At 42.0% G+C, this 19,731-nt stretch carries 18 protein-coding genes; 1 reads left to right on the forward strand and 17 read right to left on the reverse strand.

Features of this window, described 5'->3' with window-relative positions:
- Nucleotides 1–165 precede the first annotated feature (165 nt).
- The 4 genes from EKM80_RS05870 to rpsO all read right to left on the reverse strand — a co-directional run bounded on the left by EKM80_RS05870 (nt 166) and on the right by rpsO (nt 4,259).
- Nucleotides 166–1,116, reverse strand: a complete 951-nt coding sequence (locus tag EKM80_RS05870) for a hypothetical protein (protein ID WP_125552184.1) — start codon at nt 1,114–1,116, stop codon at nt 166–168.
- 66 nt (nt 1,117–1,182) lie between these two features.
- The gene (locus EKM80_RS05875; protein WP_191985935.1) at nt 1,183–2,862 is read right to left on the reverse strand and encodes a ribonuclease J; all 1,680 of its coding nucleotides are present in this window, start codon (nt 2,860–2,862) and stop codon (nt 1,183–1,185) included.
- A 39-nt stretch (nt 2,863–2,901) separates the two neighbouring features.
- A complete protein-coding gene (gene dapA / locus EKM80_RS05880; protein WP_125552186.1) occupies nt 2,902–3,780 on the reverse strand; it encodes a 4-hydroxy-tetrahydrodipicolinate synthase in 879 nt (292 codons plus the stop codon).
- 209 nt (nt 3,781–3,989) lie between these two features.
- A complete protein-coding gene (gene rpsO / locus EKM80_RS05885; RefSeq protein WP_125552187.1) occupies nt 3,990–4,259 on the reverse strand; it encodes a 30S ribosomal protein S15 in 270 nt (89 codons plus the stop codon).
- A 293-nt stretch (nt 4,260–4,552) separates the two neighbouring features.
- Here rpsO and rpsT point away from each other — a divergent pair, with 293 nt between their 5' ends.
- Nucleotides 4,553–4,807: a 30S ribosomal protein S20 gene (gene rpsT, locus EKM80_RS05890; protein ID WP_125552188.1), complete on the forward strand. Its 255-nt coding sequence runs from the start codon at nt 4,553–4,555 to the stop codon at nt 4,805–4,807.
- A 48-nt stretch (nt 4,808–4,855) separates the two neighbouring features.
- Here rpsT and holA read toward each other — a convergent pair whose 3' ends face one another.
- The 13 genes from holA to typA all read right to left on the reverse strand — a co-directional run bounded on the left by holA (nt 4,856) and on the right by typA (nt 19,564).
- The gene (gene holA / locus EKM80_RS05895; RefSeq protein WP_125552189.1) at nt 4,856–5,881 is read right to left on the reverse strand and encodes a DNA polymerase III subunit delta; all 1,026 of its coding nucleotides are present in this window, start codon (nt 5,879–5,881) and stop codon (nt 4,856–4,858) included.
- 30 nt (nt 5,882–5,911) lie between these two features.
- A complete protein-coding gene (locus EKM80_RS05900; RefSeq protein WP_125552190.1) occupies nt 5,912–8,122 on the reverse strand; it encodes a DNA internalization-related competence protein ComEC/Rec2 in 2,211 nt (736 codons plus the stop codon).
- 6 nt (nt 8,123–8,128) lie between these two features.
- Entirely contained in the window at nt 8,129–8,620 is a 492-nt protein-coding gene (locus EKM80_RS05905) for a ComE operon protein 2 (protein WP_125552191.1), read from the reverse strand.
- A 122-nt stretch (nt 8,621–8,742) separates the two neighbouring features.
- Complete coding sequence (locus EKM80_RS05910) at nt 8,743–9,414, reverse strand: helix-hairpin-helix domain-containing protein (protein ID WP_125552192.1); 672 nt, start codon at nt 9,412–9,414, stop codon at nt 8,743–8,745.
- A gap of 95 nt (nt 9,415–9,509) precedes the next feature.
- Nucleotides 9,510–10,541 (reverse strand): SepM family pheromone-processing serine protease, encoded by a 1,032-nt coding sequence (locus EKM80_RS05915; RefSeq protein WP_125552193.1) that lies wholly within the window; start codon nt 10,539–10,541, stop codon nt 9,510–9,512.
- 14 nt (nt 10,542–10,555) lie between these two features.
- Nucleotides 10,556–11,041 carry a pantetheine-phosphate adenylyltransferase gene (coaD, locus tag EKM80_RS05920; RefSeq protein WP_125552194.1) on the reverse strand — a complete coding sequence of 162 codons (486 nt, stop codon included), beginning with the start codon at nt 11,039–11,041 and terminating at the stop codon, nt 10,556–10,558.
- A complete protein-coding gene (gene rsmD, locus EKM80_RS05925) occupies nt 11,031–11,600 on the reverse strand; it encodes a 16S rRNA (guanine(966)-N(2))-methyltransferase RsmD (protein ID WP_125552195.1) in 570 nt (189 codons plus the stop codon). The genes coaD and rsmD overlap by 11 nt, the downstream gene beginning before the upstream one ends.
- Nucleotides 11,601–11,603: 3 nt before the next feature.
- The gene (locus tag EKM80_RS05930; RefSeq protein WP_125552196.1) at nt 11,604–11,942 is read right to left on the reverse strand and encodes a YlbG family protein; all 339 of its coding nucleotides are present in this window, start codon (nt 11,940–11,942) and stop codon (nt 11,604–11,606) included.
- Nucleotides 11,943–12,377 carry a YlbF family regulator gene (locus EKM80_RS05935; protein ID WP_125552197.1) on the reverse strand — a complete coding sequence of 145 codons (435 nt, stop codon included), beginning with the start codon at nt 12,375–12,377 and terminating at the stop codon, nt 11,943–11,945.
- Between the two features lie 14 nt (nt 12,378–12,391).
- Complete coding sequence (locus tag EKM80_RS05940; protein ID WP_125552198.1) at nt 12,392–15,847, reverse strand: pyruvate carboxylase; 3,456 nt, start codon at nt 15,845–15,847, stop codon at nt 12,392–12,394.
- A gap of 27 nt (nt 15,848–15,874) precedes the next feature.
- Nucleotides 15,875–17,095, reverse strand: a complete 1,221-nt coding sequence (locus EKM80_RS05945) for an FtsW/RodA/SpoVE family cell cycle protein (RefSeq protein WP_125552199.1) — start codon at nt 17,093–17,095, stop codon at nt 15,875–15,877.
- Nucleotides 17,096–17,113: 18 nt separating this feature from the next.
- Nucleotides 17,114–17,398, reverse strand: coding sequence for a DUF1507 family protein (locus EKM80_RS05950; RefSeq protein WP_225418822.1), 285 nt, complete (start codon nt 17,396–17,398; stop codon nt 17,114–17,116).
- 321 nt (nt 17,399–17,719) lie between these two features.
- Nucleotides 17,720–19,564, reverse strand: coding sequence for a translational GTPase TypA (typA, locus tag EKM80_RS05955; protein ID WP_125552201.1), 1,845 nt, complete (start codon nt 19,562–19,564; stop codon nt 17,720–17,722).
- Nucleotides 19,565–19,731: the final 167 nt, after the last annotated feature.

The following is a 19,731-nucleotide window of genomic DNA, read 5'->3' on the forward strand; positions in this document are numbered from 1 at the left end:
CCTTTACTATTTATTATACAACTTCCACTGTGAAAATCCAAGTCAGACTTGCCTTTACACAAGGAAGAATCCATTTAGATATTATATAGGCTTCCACCTAGTTTGTAAACACCTTTGCTGAATAATTTCATCTTTTTCATCATTTTTTCATTTAATTTGCTAAAATCACTCACTTAAACGCTGTGTTAGCTGATTAAAGCGCTTTTGCCACTGCTGCACGATTGCAACCTCGGCGGCGGAAAAAGCAGTTAAATTTATTTTCTTACCAGTATAAGTAGCTTGATAAACTGCCGCCCAAATTTTGGGTTGCACGATCACTTGATCAGCAAATGGATAAAGATAAGCCGCCTGCAGCGCTAACTCACCAGTGATCGTTTGACTCAGCACTGGATCAGCCGCTAAAACCGTTAATAATTGATCCTGTAATTTTTGCAAACTACTTGCCGCCGTGATTGCACCTAGATCAGCTGGCTCTACCGCTTTAATTGTATCATCTAACCACAAATAATCGACTGCCGTTGTCACACCAAGTTGCCGTAATTCATCCAAAAAATTGGCCCGTAGCAGTGGATGGACGTAACGATCCGTTAGTAAACGACGACTAGCGCGGATGAATTCTGTCAGTGGTAGGTGCTGTGCTTGTTTGACCAAATTCAACTGCTCATAAATTGGCACGGCACTTAATTGGTACAACGCCTTTGCCAACGTAGCAATCTGCTGACTAGCTTGTTGCCGATAACTTTTCTCCGCCTGCTCAATTGCGACTAATTCCTGTGACCAAAAAGTTGCCGCTTGCACCACTGGCTGTGCTTGGCAAATCTTACGGCCACCAATAAAATTATGGGTTTGCCGCAAAACAGTTAAATACAATGCACATTCCGTTGGTGCGGCTAAATAATCATCAACCTTTTCTTGCGCCAACGTAGCGGCTTGCTGATACTGTTCATCCGCTATTAATGCAGTCACTAGCAAAACATTAACCGCAAAAGTTTGCGCCAACGCGTAGGCCGCCTGTAAATGCTCGATTGCTTGCGGCCACTGTTGCTGCTGACTGGCTTGCTGGCCTAACTCAACGAAGCGCGCAAAGTTTTGTGGAAATGGGATCTTTTCCCCCATCGCTGCGTCCCCCTTTCTACTAAAAATGAGCCAAAGAATAGTTGATTTCTTTGCCTCAAATTTAACTTACGCTTTAGTTGCAGTCACGGTATGCCGCCGATTCTGATTAACTTCCATGATCACTGGCAAAATAACGGGCCGGCGTTTAGTTTGTTCAAACAAATAACCACTAAGCGCTTCACGAATATCCTGCTTCAAATGACCCCAATCAAATTCCTTATTATCTAAATTATCTTGTACCGTTTTAGTGACTAAGTTCGCACTTTCATGAATTAGATCACGACTAGTTTTGATGTAAACAAAACCACGTGTGGTGATCTTCGGCTGCGAAACAATGGTCCGCTTTTTCCGATTGATCGTGATCACCGCTACGAAAATACCATCTTCAGATAACACTTTACGATCACGTAAGACAATATTACCAATATCACCAACGCCGATACCATCGATCATGGTGTTGCCAACATCGATTTGATTAGCTAGGTGCATTTGGCCCTTTTGATAATCTAGAACGTCACCCTTACTAGTGATAAAGATATTCTCAAATGGAATACCAGTCTCATGCGCAATATTAGCGTGTGCTGCTAGCAGCCGGTATTCGCCCTGTATAGGGATCAAATAAGTTGGCTTAGTCAAGTTGATCATTAACTGTAAATTATTTTTATTACCATGCCCGGAAACGTGGATCTCATCCCCGATTGATTTGACCTCGCCACCAGCACGATAGATCATATCCTTAGTTTTAGCCACAGTGGTTTCCATCGCGTGCGACGGTGTTGTCGTGATATAAACTAGGTCGCCCGCCTTAATGCGGACCAAGCGATGTCGATTAGTTGCCATCCGTTGCAAGGCCTTAATCGGTTCGCCCATTTTACCAGTTTCCAAAATCACGGTTTTTTCTGGCGCTAACTTAGGTAGATCCTTAGTGGGCACCAAAATATCTGGGCTAGGCAAGTTCAAGCGTTTTAAGCGCATTGCCGTCCGTACGATTTTCTCCAAATCACGGCCAGTTAACACAACTTTACGCCCTGACTTAGCCGCTGCATCGATCACTTGCTGAATCCGCGCAATATTTGAAGCAACAGCGGCAGCAATAATACGGCCGCTATGGTATTGGAACGTATCCAAGATATTGCTGGCAATATCACGTTCACTAGCCATTTCGTAAGGTGATTCGGCATTGGCTGAATCACTTAATAATGCCAAAACATTGCTCTGGCCAATTTCAGCTAACCGGGCAAAATCGCTTTGGTATTCAGGCGTAGCTGATTGATCAAACTTAAAATCACCAGTATAAACAACGTTGCCAGCATCAGTTTCAATCACAATCCCCAGTGAATCAGGAATTGAATGGGTCGTTTTGAAAAATGAAACTGTTGCGTGGCCAAAATCAATTTTGGTATCTTTGTTGATGACATGAAAATCCTTAAAATTCTTAGTTTTCTTGTCAGCATTAACGTTTAATTTAGCCAAAGCAATCGTTAGTTCAGACCCAAAAACTGGCACTGGATGCTGCTTAACGAAATACGGCAAGGCACCAATTGCATCAGCGTGACCATGGGTTAGGAAGATCCCAACAACGCGGTCAATATTCTCTTCTAAGTATGAGAAGTCAGGAATGACAACATCGATCCCTAGTAATTCGTTTTCTGGGTACATTAACCCACAATCTAAAATATAAATTTCATCATCCACTTCGACAACATACATATTCTTACCGTTTTCACGGACGCCGCCTAAAGGCATGATTTTTACATGACTACTCAATTACTTCACCTCGTTTTCTCAAAGATCTAAAATATTTAATAAGCGTTCTTGTTCAACTTTATCTGGTAAAACTAATGGTAACCGCACACCACCAACTGGGACGCCAACATGAGCTAAAGCCACCTTAACTGGTCCTGGTGATGGCTGCGCAAATAGCTGCTGGCTCTTCGGAATCAATTGCCGCATAATTGCCGCTGCAGCGCTGATTTGACCATTAGCCAAATCAGTATACATTTGATTTAGCTCACGCCCATAAAGATGGCTGCTGACGGAGACTACGCCTTGTGCACCAATTGTTTTGGCCGCCAAAGCGTACTCATCTTCACCAGTGAAAACATAAAACTCATGGTCTTGCGTGCCTTCAACCAACGCAGCTAAATTGGTGATGCCAGTACAATCCTTGATTCCAATCACGTTGGGCAACAACGATAACCGCAAAGCTGTAGCAACTGATAACGCTACGCCAGTCCGTGCTGGAATATTATAAATCAAAATGGGTAAGCCACCTTGTTCGCTGACCGCCGCAAAATGGGCGTATAACCCAGCCTGATTTGGCTTATTGTAGTAAGGTACCACGACTAAAGCTGCACTAATACCAGCAATTGCAGCAGCTTGCTTAGTAAATTCAATTGTTGCTGCTGTATTATTACTACCTGTATTGGCGATAATGGGTACTCGCCCAGCCACTAAACGTACCGTTGCTTTAAATAGCGCTAATTTCTCCGTTACCGATAAGGTTGGTCCTTCACCAGTAGTGCCACCAACTAAAATAGCTTGCGTGCCACTTTTTAATAAATGTTCGATCAACCCAGCCAAACGGTCAGTACTTACAGCGCCCTCATCATCAAATGGCGTCACCATTGCCGTGACCAACGATACATCTTTTAACGAATTCATAAAATCCTCCCCGAATCGCTAGCTTGGCCTAAAAAGCGTAAAACTAGCTGTAACCATGCTTATTAAATCGTTCTAGTCTTTAAGAATATTTTCTTCTATGATACCACAAAAAAGCGGCTACGACATTCCGTCGCAGACCGCAGCACTATTTTTTCTGAAAATAAAAAAGATGTTACTAGGCCTTAACCCAGTAACATCCCAACAAAAGCTTAACGACGTAAGCCTAAGCTTTGAATCAAATCACGGTAACGTTGGATGTCAGTTTTACGTAAGTAAGCTAACAAGTTACGACGATGACCGATTTTTTTCATCAAACCACGATATGAATGATAATCCTTTTTATGCACACGGATATGTTCGTTCAATGTGTTGATTTCTTCAGTTAAGACAGCGATTTGGACTTCTGTCGAACCTGTGTCGCCTTCATGACGAGCAAATTTGGTGATGATTTCATTTTTATGTTCTTGGGAAATTGCCATGTTTTCCACACCTTTCACTAATTCAAAATGCCCATAACTGAGTAAAACGTTGGTGATTCGTTAAACCAAGTGCTGGGTTCGTGCTAAGCACGGTATCTACTTTACTAGAAACTTTTTTAAATTGCAAGTTAAATTACCGGCCGCTAACATTGCCACTAATTGACCGCTGGAAACATGCTAGTCAAGTTATTTTACTTTACAACTTTTTATTGCAAATTACACCAGTCTTCTGTATAATTAGCAACGTTGAAAAAATGCAATTAATGTAATTTGCTAACACGGAGGTGACATCTATGCCTAACATTAAATCAGCAATCAAACGTGTACGTACCAACGAAAAAGCGAACGCGCAAAACACTTCACAAATCAGTGCGATGCGTACAACCATCAAACTATTTGAAACTGCCCAAGCCGCTGGTGCTGAAAACACTGAAGCTTTATACCGCGACGCTATTCGTTCAATCGATATGGCCGCTTCTAAAGGTTTAATCCATGCTAATAAAGCTGGCCGTGACAAATCACGCTTAGCTAAGTTATTGGCTAAATAATTAAAATAAAAAAAGCTGACGCATCATGCGTTGGCTTTTTTTATTTACTTAAGCGGCCCCTTGACTGAATTGCAAAATAAATAATTGAAATAACAATTCTGGTGCTTGCTGACTGGTTTTTAATTTATATTCTAAATCGATCAAGCCTAAATAAGCCTGGCGCAACGCCGTCTGTGGAAACTTTTTAGCTTGATTGATCGCTAATTTGATTCGATAAGGATGAACGCGTAATACCTTAGCCAATTCGCCTTGACTATACCCATTACGTTGTAAAATTTTCACTTGTAATAAGAGCCGAAATTGACCGACTAAAATCGCGTTTAATTTTAACGGCTCTTCCTTTTGTAAAACAAGCTGTTGGTATAATGTTGCCCCTCGCGCCACATCCCGCGCCATCACCGCATCAACTAAGGTAAAAACGTTTTGTTCTAAGCTTGGTGTCACTAATTGCTCAACTGCAGCCACCGTGATCTGACGTTCATGCATGGCGTATAGCGTTAATTTAGTTAGTTCCGCCATCATTAACGACAAATTAGCTTCAGTTCGCGCCACCAATAAACGTAGGGCAGCTGGTTCAATGCTAACTTGTTGTTCTTTGAGGTAACTGCGAACATATTGTTGCGCTTGTGCTTCAGATAGCGGTGCCACATCAATTAGCGTACTTTGTTTTTTTAGGGTCTTCGTCACTTTTTTTCGTTCATCCAACTTATCATAAGCCGCAAAAATGACTAGTATTGTTGTTTGCGGCGGATCATTTAAATAAGTTAAAAAGCTCTCAACATCATGTACGATCTTAGCCTGCTTGCTTTCTGCCGTCAGAAAAATTGGGTTCTGCACAAAAACAAGTCGCCGCTCACCAAAAAACGGCGCTGACATGGCATCGTCCAGTGCAGTAGCCAATGGTGTTGTCGCTAAATCATAATTACCAAAATTCATCGTCATTTCATCTGGCGTTAGTAACGCTTGAAATTGCGCCTTAACTTGGTCAATTAAGTAGCCTTCTGTCCCCTTCACCAGATAAATTGAGTGTAACTTTTGTTGCTTTAACTCTTTAAGTAAGGTTGGCACATCCATAAAATTGGTTCCTTTCTGTTAGTGTGTCGCTTAATCCAAAAAATCATGCCACGTGTTATCAAAATTCCAAATAATCATGCCTGAATCAGCAGTATTAGCATACGGAATACCCGCTGCTTTAAAACGCGCCAATGTTTCGCCGTGCGGGTGGCCATAACGATTATCTCGCCCAGCGGAAATAATCACCCGTTGTGGTTGCACCGCCGCTAAGAAGGTTGCGCTGGAGGAGGTTCGACTACCATGATGCCCGGCTTTTAAATAATCAGCTTGCAGCGTTGTATCCGGCACTAAATCGGCTTCCTTAGTTGCTGGTAAATCGCCGGTAAACAACCAGGTTTTACCATTTAGTTGCAACCGTAGCACTAATGAATCTTCGTTGGTACCACTACCTGGCTGGCGTGGCGCCAATACTTGGCAAGCAAAATCAGTGATCGTCGTGGTATCACCACGCAACAACGGCCGCCATTTAGTACACATGCGGTAAGGCCAAATTCGTTGTTGGAAATGTTGATTATGCTCCATCCCCGCTGGAAAATAAACCTCACCAACTTGAATTTGCTTTAAAATTGCCGGTAAATCACCAATATGATCGGCATCTTGATGGCTTAAAAATAAATGATCAATCCGCCGAATACCATGACTTTTAAGATACGGTATCGTTACTTGTTCCGCCCGTGTTTGGCTAGCTTTTTGCTGCCAAGCAGCTTGACCAAAATGTAACTTACCGCCAGTATCAATTAGCGTGACCTCACGATGAAATGGTGTTTCGATCAAAATACTATCGCCTTGCCCAATATCAAAAAAGACAACCCGCCCCTGCAACGGAAAATGTAACCAACAAAAACCAGCTAAATAAATACCACCAAGCAATAGATAATAATAACGGCGATGTTGGCCACACCAGGCAAAAAATAGTATTAAAATACAACAACTCGCCAATAATGGTGGTAAGCGACCATAGGTTAACATCAAACTTGGCCGGGCAAACCAGCTTAACCCAATCTGTAACTTAACAAAGCAAAAATTAATGATTTGCCCAATTACCGGTAATAACCGATAAGTCAAACTACCAATTAAGGTCAATGGTAAAATAGCATAGGAAAAAATCGGCATAATCAATAAATTCAATAGAATCGTCAACCAATGCCATTCATAAACATGGTACAACAACAACGGTAAACTCAATAAATTCAATCGTAAAGCCCGCTGCCATTCATTAGCCTTTTGTAAAAAAAGTAACGCAAACGACAATAAATAAGACAGCTGACCACCTAAACTAAAAAATAAATACGGTCGATAAAGTAAATTAACCAACACGACCACCGCAAAACAGTCTAAAGCCGCTACTTGTAGATGAAAATGCCGGTTAAAAATATGCAACCAACACAATAAAGCCGCACGTAATAAACTAGTGGTGGCCCCAGCAAACAAAGCGTACAGTGGCAACAAGAGCAGTAGCGTTAATTCCACACGCTCTCTAGTCCAGCGTAAGCGCAGTAACAAATGCTGCAATAAATTAGCAAAATAATAAACATGTAGGCCAGATAAACTGAATAAATGAATTAAACCTAACTGCTTAAATAGCGCACCAGTCGATTTAAAATCAGCGTCTTGGAAGCCTAGAATTAAACTACGATAGTATTGGCCTAGTTGCTGTGGCAACACAGCTGAACGTAATATTAATTGTTGCCGCCATTCATGTAATTTAATTAAAAAGGTTGCTGGTTGCAGCTGAATTTTCTCAATCTCATCAATATTTAAACTATAAAAAATACGTTTTTGCTGTCGTAAATAAGTCGCATAATCAAATTCTGCTTCATTAGTTGCTGGCCGCAAAACCTGGTAATCCCCACTGACGGTCAGTTTAACGGCTCGGTGTTGCCGCTGCCAATAATGTTGGGCCTGCTGATCAGGCAAATAATAGTAGGCCTGCACCCGTTGTCTTGTACCGGCAACACTGGCAGTTAACCGCAACTGATCACCGCTGACTGTGCAATCATCAGGATTAATCAATAAGTCATAACTTTGTGGCATAGGCGGCTTAATTTTTTGATAATAATAATCGTACGCCGCAAATAATAGCGCTAGGCAAAGCGTTACACCAATCAAGCGCCACCGCTTCGTGAAAAATAAACGTAACACGATCAGCAACACAAACAGCCACGCCCACCACTGGGTACTCAAAATAGCAAAAGAAAGCAGCATCGCTAAACTGGCAAGAAATATCCAGTTATTTCGCATTAATGCCTAAGCTTGATTAAATAATTGTTTCAAATTGAATTGATCAAAATAAGCAGGATCCAGTTGGATTTGATTTAACGCCACTCCGGATTTTTTTATTAACGCCTGCGCGTACTCATCATCATGGTAATCTTTTAAATAATTAATTGTCTTGATACCAGCCTGAATCAACATTTTAGTACATTGTAAACAAGGAAAATGAGTGACATAAATTTCGGCACCATCAGTAGCAGCACCAAATTTAGCACATTGTAAAATGGCATTCATTTCGGCATGGATGGTCCGTAAACAATGACCATCAACGAGATAACAGCCGACATCGATACAATGATCATCCCCAGAAACTGATCCATTATAACCACTGGCAATTACGCGACGATCGCGCACAATCGCAGCACCAACAGTCGCCCGCGGACAAGTACTCCGCAATGATGATAAAACGGCCTGGGTCATAAAATATTGATCCCATGGCATACGTTTAGTTTGTACACTATCCATATTAAAACCTCACTCGCATGACTAAATTTAACGATATAACACCACTTCATATTAGTGGCCGTATTTAAGTTATGTCCAGCAAGAACATAACACTTATCTGATACAGTATACCAAACTTCTGATTAGACCGTCACACTATCCTTTAAGCTTTCAAAGGTCTTATCACCGATTCCCGATACTTTTTTGAGATCCTCCGGCTGTTTAAAACCGCCTTGCTCCGTTCTAAATTGAATGATGAGTTCTGCTTTTTTTTGACCAATACCAGTTAACTGCTGCAATTCTTCTGCCGTTGCCGTATTTAAATTAATTTGACCGCCATCAGTACTAGTTGGACTTGTCGATGCCGATGCTGATGCTGCTGGCGCGTCCGTTGTTGCCGTCACCGGTGCTGCATATTGTGCTGGGACTTCTTCACCAACCTTAGGAATAAAGACCACTTGTTGATCACTTAATTGTTGGGCTAAGTTAATTTGTTGCTGATCCGCATCTGCAGCCAAGCCACCAGCTAACCGCACCACATCAAATAAACGCGTATTAGCGTTGACTTGATAAATTCCTGGCTTTTTCACTGCCCCCTTTATATCAACAAACCCGCCACTAGCCGTTTCAGTTGGTGGTTCACTCGTAACTGAGGAACGACTCAGCGCCGAACTATTGGCAAAAGCATCCGCTTGTTTTTGCATTGGTGTTGTTGTCCGTAACAGCAGAAAAACAATTATTCCCACGCTAAGTGCTAATAAACCTGCAATCACAAATTGCCAGTAATGCTTTAGCCAATCCAACCACTCTAACATCCCTTCACCTCCATTTTTTACGTACCTTAGATAGCCACTATTATTAATATACGCAAAAAAAAGCCGTTCATTTTTTCTGAACGACTTTTAAACACTTATTTTTGTAAATAATTAACCACATCACTAAATGTTTTGATTGGAACAACTTTAATTTTACTATGAATCCGTTTTGCGGCCGCTTTAGCCACCTGATAATTATTTTGATAATCAGGATCAGCCTTTTTCTCGGCCTTAGTCACCTTATCATTAGGTGCGAAAAAGATTGTGGCGCCTGCACGACTGGCAGCAACGACTTTTTTATCAATACCGCCGATTGCCCCAACCTGTCCCTGCGCATCCATTGTGCCAGTGCCGGCAATTTTGCGACCTTGACGTAATTTACCGCCAGTTAATTGATCGTAAATTTCCAGCGTAAACATGGTGCCAGCAGAGGGACCACCAATCTCACCAACATTGACCTTAACCGGAATATCAGTTTTAACGCGCGTATGATCAACCAATGTAATCCCTAATCCAGGCCGTTTAGTTCCCGGCAATTTCACTAGCGCTTGGGTAACTGTTTTAACCTGCTTATTGTGAGTATAGGTCACAGTCACTTTCTGACCAACCCGCTGCCGTTTTACATAATTAATAAATTGCTGGGCACTTTTAAACCGCTGCCCATCAATTTTAGTCACCGTATCACCGATTGCCAAAGCAGATTTGAACTTTGATTTAGCTAACAGTGACATCACGTAAATACCACGATATTGCTTGTGATAAGTTTGGCCAGCTCGCCGATAAGCTACAGTAATGGCATCGTTGATCGAAGATTGCATGTAATAGGTCTGCATCTGCTCATAAGTTTTACTGCTGGCGTCACCCATCAACGCCTCTTTGCTAACCGTTTCTGCAAAAGGCTGGGTTTTACTCCACAAATAAGTTAATGGCCGCGCCTGCTGTAATGCCACCGTTGTCAACATATAACGACCTTTGTGCTGATCTTTTTTACCATTGACCGTGACAAATTTAGTCAACGACTCCGCAGTGCCCGGTGTTTCCAAATAAAATGGTAACGGTAAAAAGAACCCAATCAATAGTAATAGCACAACAACTAGGGCTGTTATTTTGCGCCGGTGTTGCTTCATACTTAGCCCTCTTTCTAGCGATACTTTTCTTGCAAGGCCTGTGCCACATTGGCAGGTACCAGGGTCGAAATATCGCCACCAAACTTAGCGACTTCCTTGATCAGACTTGAGGAAAGAAAAGCGTAACGATTATGCGCCAATAAGAAGACAGTCTCAATCTCAGTGGCTTGAACCTGATTCATCGCAGCAATATCCCGTTCGTATTCAAAATCTTTAACGCTACGAATACCACGTAAAATATACTGCGCCCCTTGGCTACGAGCAAAATCAATGGTTAGTTCATTGCTTTGGGCAACCGCCCGTACATTACTTAAATCCTTCGTTGCGGTTGTGATCAGCGTCAGCTTTTCAGCTGGTTGAAACAACGCCTGTTTCGAAGTGTTAGTCATTACAGCAATGATCACCTCATCAAATAGGCGACTCGCCCGTTCAACAGTCTCTAAATGACCATTCGTAAAGGGATCAAAGCTCCCAGGAAAAATTGCGATTTTAGCTGTCACTACTGGTCCCTCCATACTGATAAATCGTAATTGCGGTAGTCCCATAAGTTTGCCGCCGCAAATGCGTAAAACCAGCTAAATCCTCTGGTAATACCGTATCACTACTGGTTTCGCAAACAATGGTCGCTGCTGGTGCCAATAACTTTTGTTCAGCAAATGTTGTTAACTCAGCCGCGATCTGCTGTGCACGATACGGTGGATCCAATAAAACTAAATCGAATTGCTGGCCAGTAGCCACAAACTGCTGGATTGCGCGCTCAGCTTGCGCCTTAATAATCTGAAAACGGTCAACCGCTTTCGTGGTTGCCACGTTTTCTTTAATCACTTTAATCGCGGCATATTGCCGATCAACTAAAATCATTGAATCAAGGCCACGGGAGATTGCTTCGATCCCTAAGCCGCCACTGCCAGCAAATAAATCTAACCCGTGGCCGCCATCAAAGTAGGGCCCAATCATATTAAAAATAGCTTCTTTGACTTTATCAGTCGTTGGTCGTGTAGCCTGCCCAGGCACAGCCTTCAGGCGCCGACCACCAAATTCTCCAGAAATAATTCGCATACGTTATGAATCCTTCTTTAATATTTCTTTACTAGTCAACAAAATTCGTGGCCCAGCTGTCTCATGTTCTTCATGCGGTGCCGATTTTTCCAACTGGCCCACGCGATCACCAAAATTCATATCTAGTTCTGGCCGATGTGACACTTCAACGCGGCGCACAAAATGTAACTTTTTAACTTGTTCACTAACTGTTGGAATCAGCGCTTGATCCACGTACAAATAAACGTACTTCAATCGCCGCGAGGTGTAATAGATTGTGCCATAGCGGCGTAGTTGCCGTAGTTGTTTTAAACTATAGACCCAGATCACTAACCCTTGGCGCGGCGTCATGGTAAATGCCATCTACTCACCCCTCTTCACACTACAATGTTTGTGCTGTGTATGGCTGGTTACATAAAATGGATTACCAGTCGTCACTTTAATATCCGGCGAAACACAATCAGCTAAGCGTAGGCCAATTTCGTCAAGCGCAGTTTGCAGATCCATTTCTGCTCGCTTAAATGCCGCCACAGTCGGCCACAACGTAACTTCACGCTTAAGCTGGCGCACTGCACGCCGCTGACGCTGATAGTCAGGTGCATAATGACCATAACTGGCAATCGCTTGAAAATCAGCATTTAGCTCGTTAAGTTCAGTTATTTTCTGCTGGGCCATTTCATCGGCCGCCAACGCTTTTTTTGCCTGTTGATACACTTGAAATAGCGGACTAGCAGCCAAATTAGCGACTAACTGATCAACTTGTTCCAATAGTGCTACCGAATTTTCCGTTATGATCATTAAATATCACCTACTTAATCTTTATCATGGATCTTTTCTGGCTTAATTTCCAATAATAAATCATTAGAATCAACCCGATCGCCCTTTTGAACGTACAAATGATTGATTCGGCCAGTAAATGGTGCCTGAATCGTGGTCTCCATTTTCATAGCTTCCGTAACCAATAATGGTTCACCCTTTTGAACGAGTTGGTCAGTCGTGACTAGAACGCTTAAAACCGTCCCCGTCATGGACGCACCAATTTGTTCTTGGTTGGTTGGTTCAGCTTTTTGCGAAACGGTAACAGATTGTTTCGCACTCTTATCATTGATGACGACCTCACTCCGCTGACCATTAACGGTAAAGTATAGCGTCCGATTACCCTCAATATCAGGTTCACCGACTTCATTTAACGTCAAGATCCAAGTCTTACCTGGGCGAATATCGATTTCGATCTTTTCACCCAGCCGCATTCCTTGGAAGAAAGTTGGTGTATCCAAAGTCGAAATATCACCATAAAGTTCTTTACGCACATGATAATCCAAGAAAACCTTCGGGTACATCAAATAACTTAGCACTTCTTCGTTAGTTGGTTCGTCCTGGATCTTCGCGGCTAGCTCTGCCTTGACCGTTGCAAAATCAACTGGTTTAGCTAAACTACCTGGCCGTACTGTTAGTGGCGTCTTACCCTTTAAAATAATCTTTTGTAATTTTTCTGGGAAACCACCAACTGGTTGACCAAGATCACCCATAAAGAATTTGATCACTGAATCAGGAAAAACAAGTGTATCACCCTTAGCATAAACGTCAGCTTCAGTTAAATCACTTTGAACCATGAACAGTGCCATATCACCAACGACCTTAGATGATGGGGTTACCTTGACAATATCACCAAACATCTTGTTGACGGTTGTGTACATCTGCTTAACTTCTTCCCAACGATCACCTAAGCCAACAGCACTAGCTTGTTGGCGTAAGTTGGAATACTGACCACCAGGCATTTGCGCAATGTAATTCTCCGTCACTGGGGCATCTAAACCGTTAGAAAAATCATCGTAAAATGGCCGAATACCTTCAAAATAATGATTAAGCTGTTCCGCCGCATTAATATCTAAATCAGGTTGGCGTGGATTGTTAGTTAACGCATAATATAGACTTTCCATACTTGGTTGGCTAGTCGTGCCCGATAATGCATTTTGCGCAACATCAACAATATCAACACCAGCAGCAGAAGCACGTTGATAGGTGCTAGCACCATTACCAGTCGTATCGTGGGTATGCAGATGAATTGGTAAGTCAACGGTGTCTTTCAGCGTGGAAACTAGCTCATAGGCAGCCTCTGGCTTGAGTAACCCGGCCATATCTTTGATACCAATAATATGGGCACCCGCAGCTTCCAATTCCTTAGCTAAATCTTGATAGTATTTTAGATCATATTTGCGTTTGGTTGGATCCAAAATATCACCGGTATAACAGATCGCCGCTTCAGCAATTTTACCGGCATCGCGTACGGCCTGAATACTCTTCTCCAACTGTGGTACCCAGTTCAGGCTATCAAAAATTCGGAAAACGTCGATACCGTCAGTAGCAGCTTGCTTAATAAATTCAGCCAGTACGTTATCAGGATAGTTTTGGTACCCGACTGCGTTACTGCCACGGAATAACATTTGGAACAAGGTATGCGGCATTTTCTGGCGCAATTGCTTCAGGCGAATCCACGGATCTTCAACTAAATAGCGGTAAGCAACGTCAAAGGTTGCACCGCCCCACATCTCATAAGAAAATAGATTAGGTAACGCCCGTTGCATGCCGTCAGCAATACCCAACATGTCATGCGTGCGCATGCGCGTCGCAAATAAGCTTTGATGAGCATCACGGAAGGTCGTATCAGTCAGCAATAATTTATCTTGTTGCTTCAACCAAGTATTAACTGCCTCAGGACCATGCGCATCCAAAACTGTTTTGGCTGTTACTAAGTCTTTAGGGAACGGCTTAAAATCAGCCTTAAACTGACCTTCAGGATAATATTTCTTTTCATGCCGATCAAGATCACCGTAACCGTTGACCGTGATATCACCAATGTATTGCATTTTCTGTGTCGTATTATCGATTGCACGCGGGATAGCAAATAGCGCTGGTGTGTTATCAATAAAAGTTGTTTCAGCTTCGCCAGAAATAAATTCGGGATGTTGAATAACCTTTTCCATGAACGCGATATTGGTTTTGACCCCACGAATCTGGAATTCACGGAGTACACGCAACATTTTTTGCGTTGCTTGTTCAAAATTAAAGGCGTGCGTGCAGACCTTAACCAATAAAGAATCAAAATATGGCGTGATTACTGCTCCAGCATACGCATTACCACCATCTAAACGTACCCCGTTACCAGCAGGTGAATGGTAGGTTTCAATCGTTCCAGTATCGGGCATGAAATTATTCAACGGATCTTCAGTCGTGACCCGGCATTGAATTGCGGCACCATGGAACCGTAGATCAGCTTGATGCGGTAACCCAATATCAGTAAAGAGATCTTGTCCTTGCGCAATTTTCAACTGAGCTTGTACAATGTCGATACCCGTAATCATTTCAGTGATCGTATGTTCAACCTGTACCCGTGGGTTAACTTCAATAAAGTAGAATTGATCGTTAGCAGGTTCAAATAAAAATTCAATCGTTGCTGCATTTAAGTAATGGACATGTTGCATAAAGCGTACTGCTGCGCCCGTAACGCGTTCGCGCTGTTCATCCGTTAGCATGACACAAGGGGCCACTTCGATCACTTTTTGATTGCGGCGTTGCACTGAACAATCGCGTTCAAATAAATGGAGCACGTTCCCATGTTGATCAGCGAGAATCTGAACTTCAATATGCTTGGCTGACTTAATGAAACGTTCAACATAGATTTCATCACTACCAAAGGACTGCAACGCTTCACTTTTAGCCCGCTCATAACTATCAGACAATTCTGCCGCACTATGCACAATACGCATACCACGACCACCACCGCCCATGGCTGCTTTGATCATGATTGGATAACCATAAGTTGTTGCGAAGTCCTCAATTTCAGCTAGGTTAGCAACTGGTTCGTCTTTGCCCGGAATTGCTTGCACGCCAGCTTCATGTGCGGCCCGCTTAGCCGCTACCTTATCACCGAACATTTCCAATAATTCAGCAGTTGGCCCAACAAAAGTAAGTCCTTCTTCACGACAACGCCGCGCTAATTGCGCATTTTCTGATAAGAAACCGTAACCAGGATGAATCGCATCAGCACCACTCATTTTAGCAATGCGAATAATATCTTCAATATCAAGATATGCCGCAATCGGCTGTTTGCCAGCACCAACTAAATAAGCTTCATCAGCTTTAAAACGATGGAGCGAGTATTCATCCTCCTTGGCATAAATACCGACTGTTTTTAAGCCTAGTTCCTCACACGCGCGAATGATACGTACCGCAATCTCTCCCCGGTTCGCGATCAGCACTTTCTTCATACTAAATATCACCCTTTCATTAATAGATTAACCTTTCAGCATTTTTTGTTTACGCTTAATACTGCGGCCTTTCTCAGTTGCGCTAACGTTTAGCGCCACCCCAATCGACATCACCAGCACTAGCATAGATGAGCCCCCGTAACTCACAAAGGGAAATGTAACCCCCGTAATTGGCAAAATACCTGAAACACCACCGACATTGATGGTTGTTTGTACCATGATCATTGCACCAATGCCAATGCAAAATAATGCGTTAAAAGAATTATGGGCCCGCATACCAACCAAAATAATGCGTGCCGCTAAGAAATAAACCAACGCTAAAATAATAATAACCGCAATCAAACCTAATTCTTCTGCTGTAATTGAAATAATAAAGTCAGTATATGGTTCTGGTAAATAGCCACGCTTCTGAATACTATTGCCTAGACCAACGCCAAACCAACCACCATTATTGATTGCATAGTAGGAATTGACCAACTGTTTACCATCAGTTCCAGCTAAGGCAAAAGGATGAACAAACGCCATTAAACGCCGATATTGATACCCACTACTAGCATGGATCGGCAACTTTTGTAGATACATAAACCCAGCGCCAACCAAAACAGCTACGATGGCACTAAAACTAAATCCATAAAGAAAACGCGCGCCACCTGTAAAAACTAAAACCAATGTGATGGCAGCTAAAATTGAGGTGCCGCCAATATCCGGTTGCCGAATAGCAAGAAACATGATAAAGCCAACAAGCAACCCTGGTCGAATTAAATTACGGCCTAAACTCTTTAAATTAGCCTGCGCTAAATCATGTTCACGATGGCTAAAGAAATAAGCTAAATACCAAATTAAGATAAACTTAGCAAATTCTACCGGTTGAATATTAAAGAAACCAACATTGATCCAAGCTGAAGCGCCGTTAACAGAATGGCCAGCAAACAATAAATAGCCTAAAGCAATAATTAAAATAATGATACAAATGAATATTTTCTTCATGCTTTTGAGAATATCTAATTTTATTAGATAAAAAGCAGCTACAATAAATAGCCCTAAAACAACAAAAAAGGCCTGTTTGATCAAATAACTAACTGGACTAGCGTCACGCATGATCACATAATCAGAACTAGCGCTAAAAACCATGACGATACCAATTCCAGAAAGCAGTAAATAAGGAACTAAAATATAATAATCTAGATAAGGTAAGTAATCACGGTACTGCAAATTACGCTGTATCCAGCGAAGTAACTTCTGTCGCAATGGAGGAACAGCCTCCTTCTATTTCTGTTTTTGTTTGTCAAAACTATCTGCGTAGATGGCATTTAGCCGCTGTTCTAAGTCGCGCACCAAGTCATGACCCTGCTCCTCAGGAATCAAATTTAAACGCACAGCTAGCATGACCTCTTTTGAATAGCCAAACACTTGCGTATCGACGACTTCTTCAAATGCTGGACACTGACTCAAGCAAAGCGAAACACGTTGCTTATTGACCAACTCTTCAATCTTGTCTGCATCATCTTGCAACACCATATCTGCCGTAATTGCCTGTGGATTATCAGTCATTATCGCGACCTCCTTTTTCAAATTATTGGTTAAGTAGTTAGACATATACTGTAAAATTAATGACCAGTATACACTTGAGAATCTGCTTACCTTTATAAAACAATATTATACCATAGCGAGTTTTGAATACGCACCGAGTTCAATAAAAGTCTATTAAGTCTTTATTTATTATAAAGTAAATTTAGCCTGCCGGCGAACCCCCGCTGCTACTCACAGTAAGTCTAAACTTGATTTTAGTCACTATTAAGCAAGAAAATTATTTTTTCCGCAAAAAAAAGAGTGCGTTAGCGATTCCTAACACACTCTTTAAAATTAATTTTTTTATTTTTTAGAAGCAATCTTGCGACGCTTAGCAACACGTTCACGTTCGCCAGTGTCTAAAATCTTTTTACGTAAACGAATGCTCTTTGGTGTTACTTCACAGTATTCGTCTTCGTTCAAGAATTCAATTGATTCTTCTAGTGACATCTTGCGTGGGACCGCAATTGCTGCGGAATGATCTTTACCAGATGCCCGGGTATTAGTCTGTTTCTTACCTTTAGTAACGTTAACCGAAATATCAGTTTCACGATTACTTTGGCCAACAACTTCACCTTCATAAACAGAAACGGCAGCGCCTAAGAATAATTGACCGCGGCTTTCGATACCTTCCAAGCTGTAAGTAGTCGTCTTACCAGCGTTGATTGAAACCAAAGCGCCATTACGACGACCTGGTTCCCAGTTTTTGATTACTGGCATGTATTTAGAGAACGTATGGTTCATAATACCATAACCAGCAGTTTGGGAAAGGAATTCTGATGAATACCCAATCAAACCACGTGAAGGTGCAATAAAGGTTAAGCGAGTTTGGCCATTGCCTTCGCTTTCCATATTTTGCATTTCACCTTTACGTTGTGACAAGGAATCAATGATCGTCCCTGTATATTGTTCGGGTGTATCAATGACAACAGATTCAAATGGTTCGCTTAAGACGCCATCAACCGTCCGGTAAATAACTTGTGGACGTGATAATTGTAATTCATAGCCTTCACGACGTAATGATTCGACTAAAATTGACAAATGCAATTCGCCACGACCTGAGACTAACCAAGCACTACCTGAATCAGTGTCATCGACCCGTAATGAAACATCAGTATGCAATTGTGTCTTTAAGCGTTCTTCCAACTTACGTGCAGTAACAAATTCGCCTTCTTGACCAGCAAATGGTGAATCATTGGCAACAAAGGTCATCTGCAATGTTGGTTCGTCGATCCGCAAAATTGGTAAAGCGTCTTGATGATCAACTGGTGTCACTGTTTCACCGACGAAAATATCTTCCATCCCAGAAACGGCGATCAAATCCCCAGCTTTAGCTTCGTTGATCTCAACTCGCTTCAAGCCGAAGAAACCAAATAGCTTAGTTACACGGAAATTTTTAGCTGAGCCGTCAAGTTTCAAAACAGAAACCTGATCGCCAACTTTAATTTTACCGCGGAAAATACGACCGATTCCGATACGGCCAACATATTCGTTGTAGTCTAACAAGGCAACTTGGAATTGTAATGGTTCATCAGAATTGTCAATTGGTGCTGGAATTGTTTTGATGATCGTGTCAAACAAAGGATTCATTGTATGTTTTTGCGCAGCTGGATCTGAATCCATGCTTGAAGTACCGTTAATGGCACTGGCATAAACAACTGGGAATTCCAATTGGTCATCATCGGCACCTAATTCAATGAACAAATCAAGTACTTCGTCAACAACTTCTTCAGGACGAGCACCCGGACGATCAATCTTGTTAATAACAACGATTGGTGTCAGATGTTGTTCCAAAGCTTTTTTCAAAACAAAACGAGTTTGCGGCATAGTACCTTCAAACGCATCGACAACTAATAAAACACCATCGACCATTTTCATGATCCGTTCAACTTCGCCACCGAAATCAGCATGTCCTGGTGTATCCAAGATGTTGATTTTCTTACCAGCATAATCAACCGCGGTGTTCTTTGATAAGATCGTGATCCCACGTTCTTTTTCAATTGGGTTTGTATCCATGGCGCGATCCTCTAAATGGATATGTTCATCTAAAGTATCTGATTGTTTCAGCATTTCATTAACTAGGGTCGTCTTACCATGATCGACGTGCGCAATAATTGCGATATTGCGAATATCATCTCTACGATTCACTTTACTCTATCCTTTCAAAATCAAAAATGGTTGTTTATTAACGCTAAGTGCCAATAAACTTCAATGTTTCGACAATCCAATCTAAATTTGTCACAGTTTGACTTAATCTAGGTCAGATTGGGAAGCAAGTTCTTATTTGGTTAAATGCACCAACGACAGATAACTTG

The organism is Loigolactobacillus jiayinensis, from assembly GCF_003946445.1.
Taxonomy (GTDB): Bacteria; Bacillota; Bacilli; order Lactobacillales; family Lactobacillaceae; genus Loigolactobacillus; species Loigolactobacillus jiayinensis.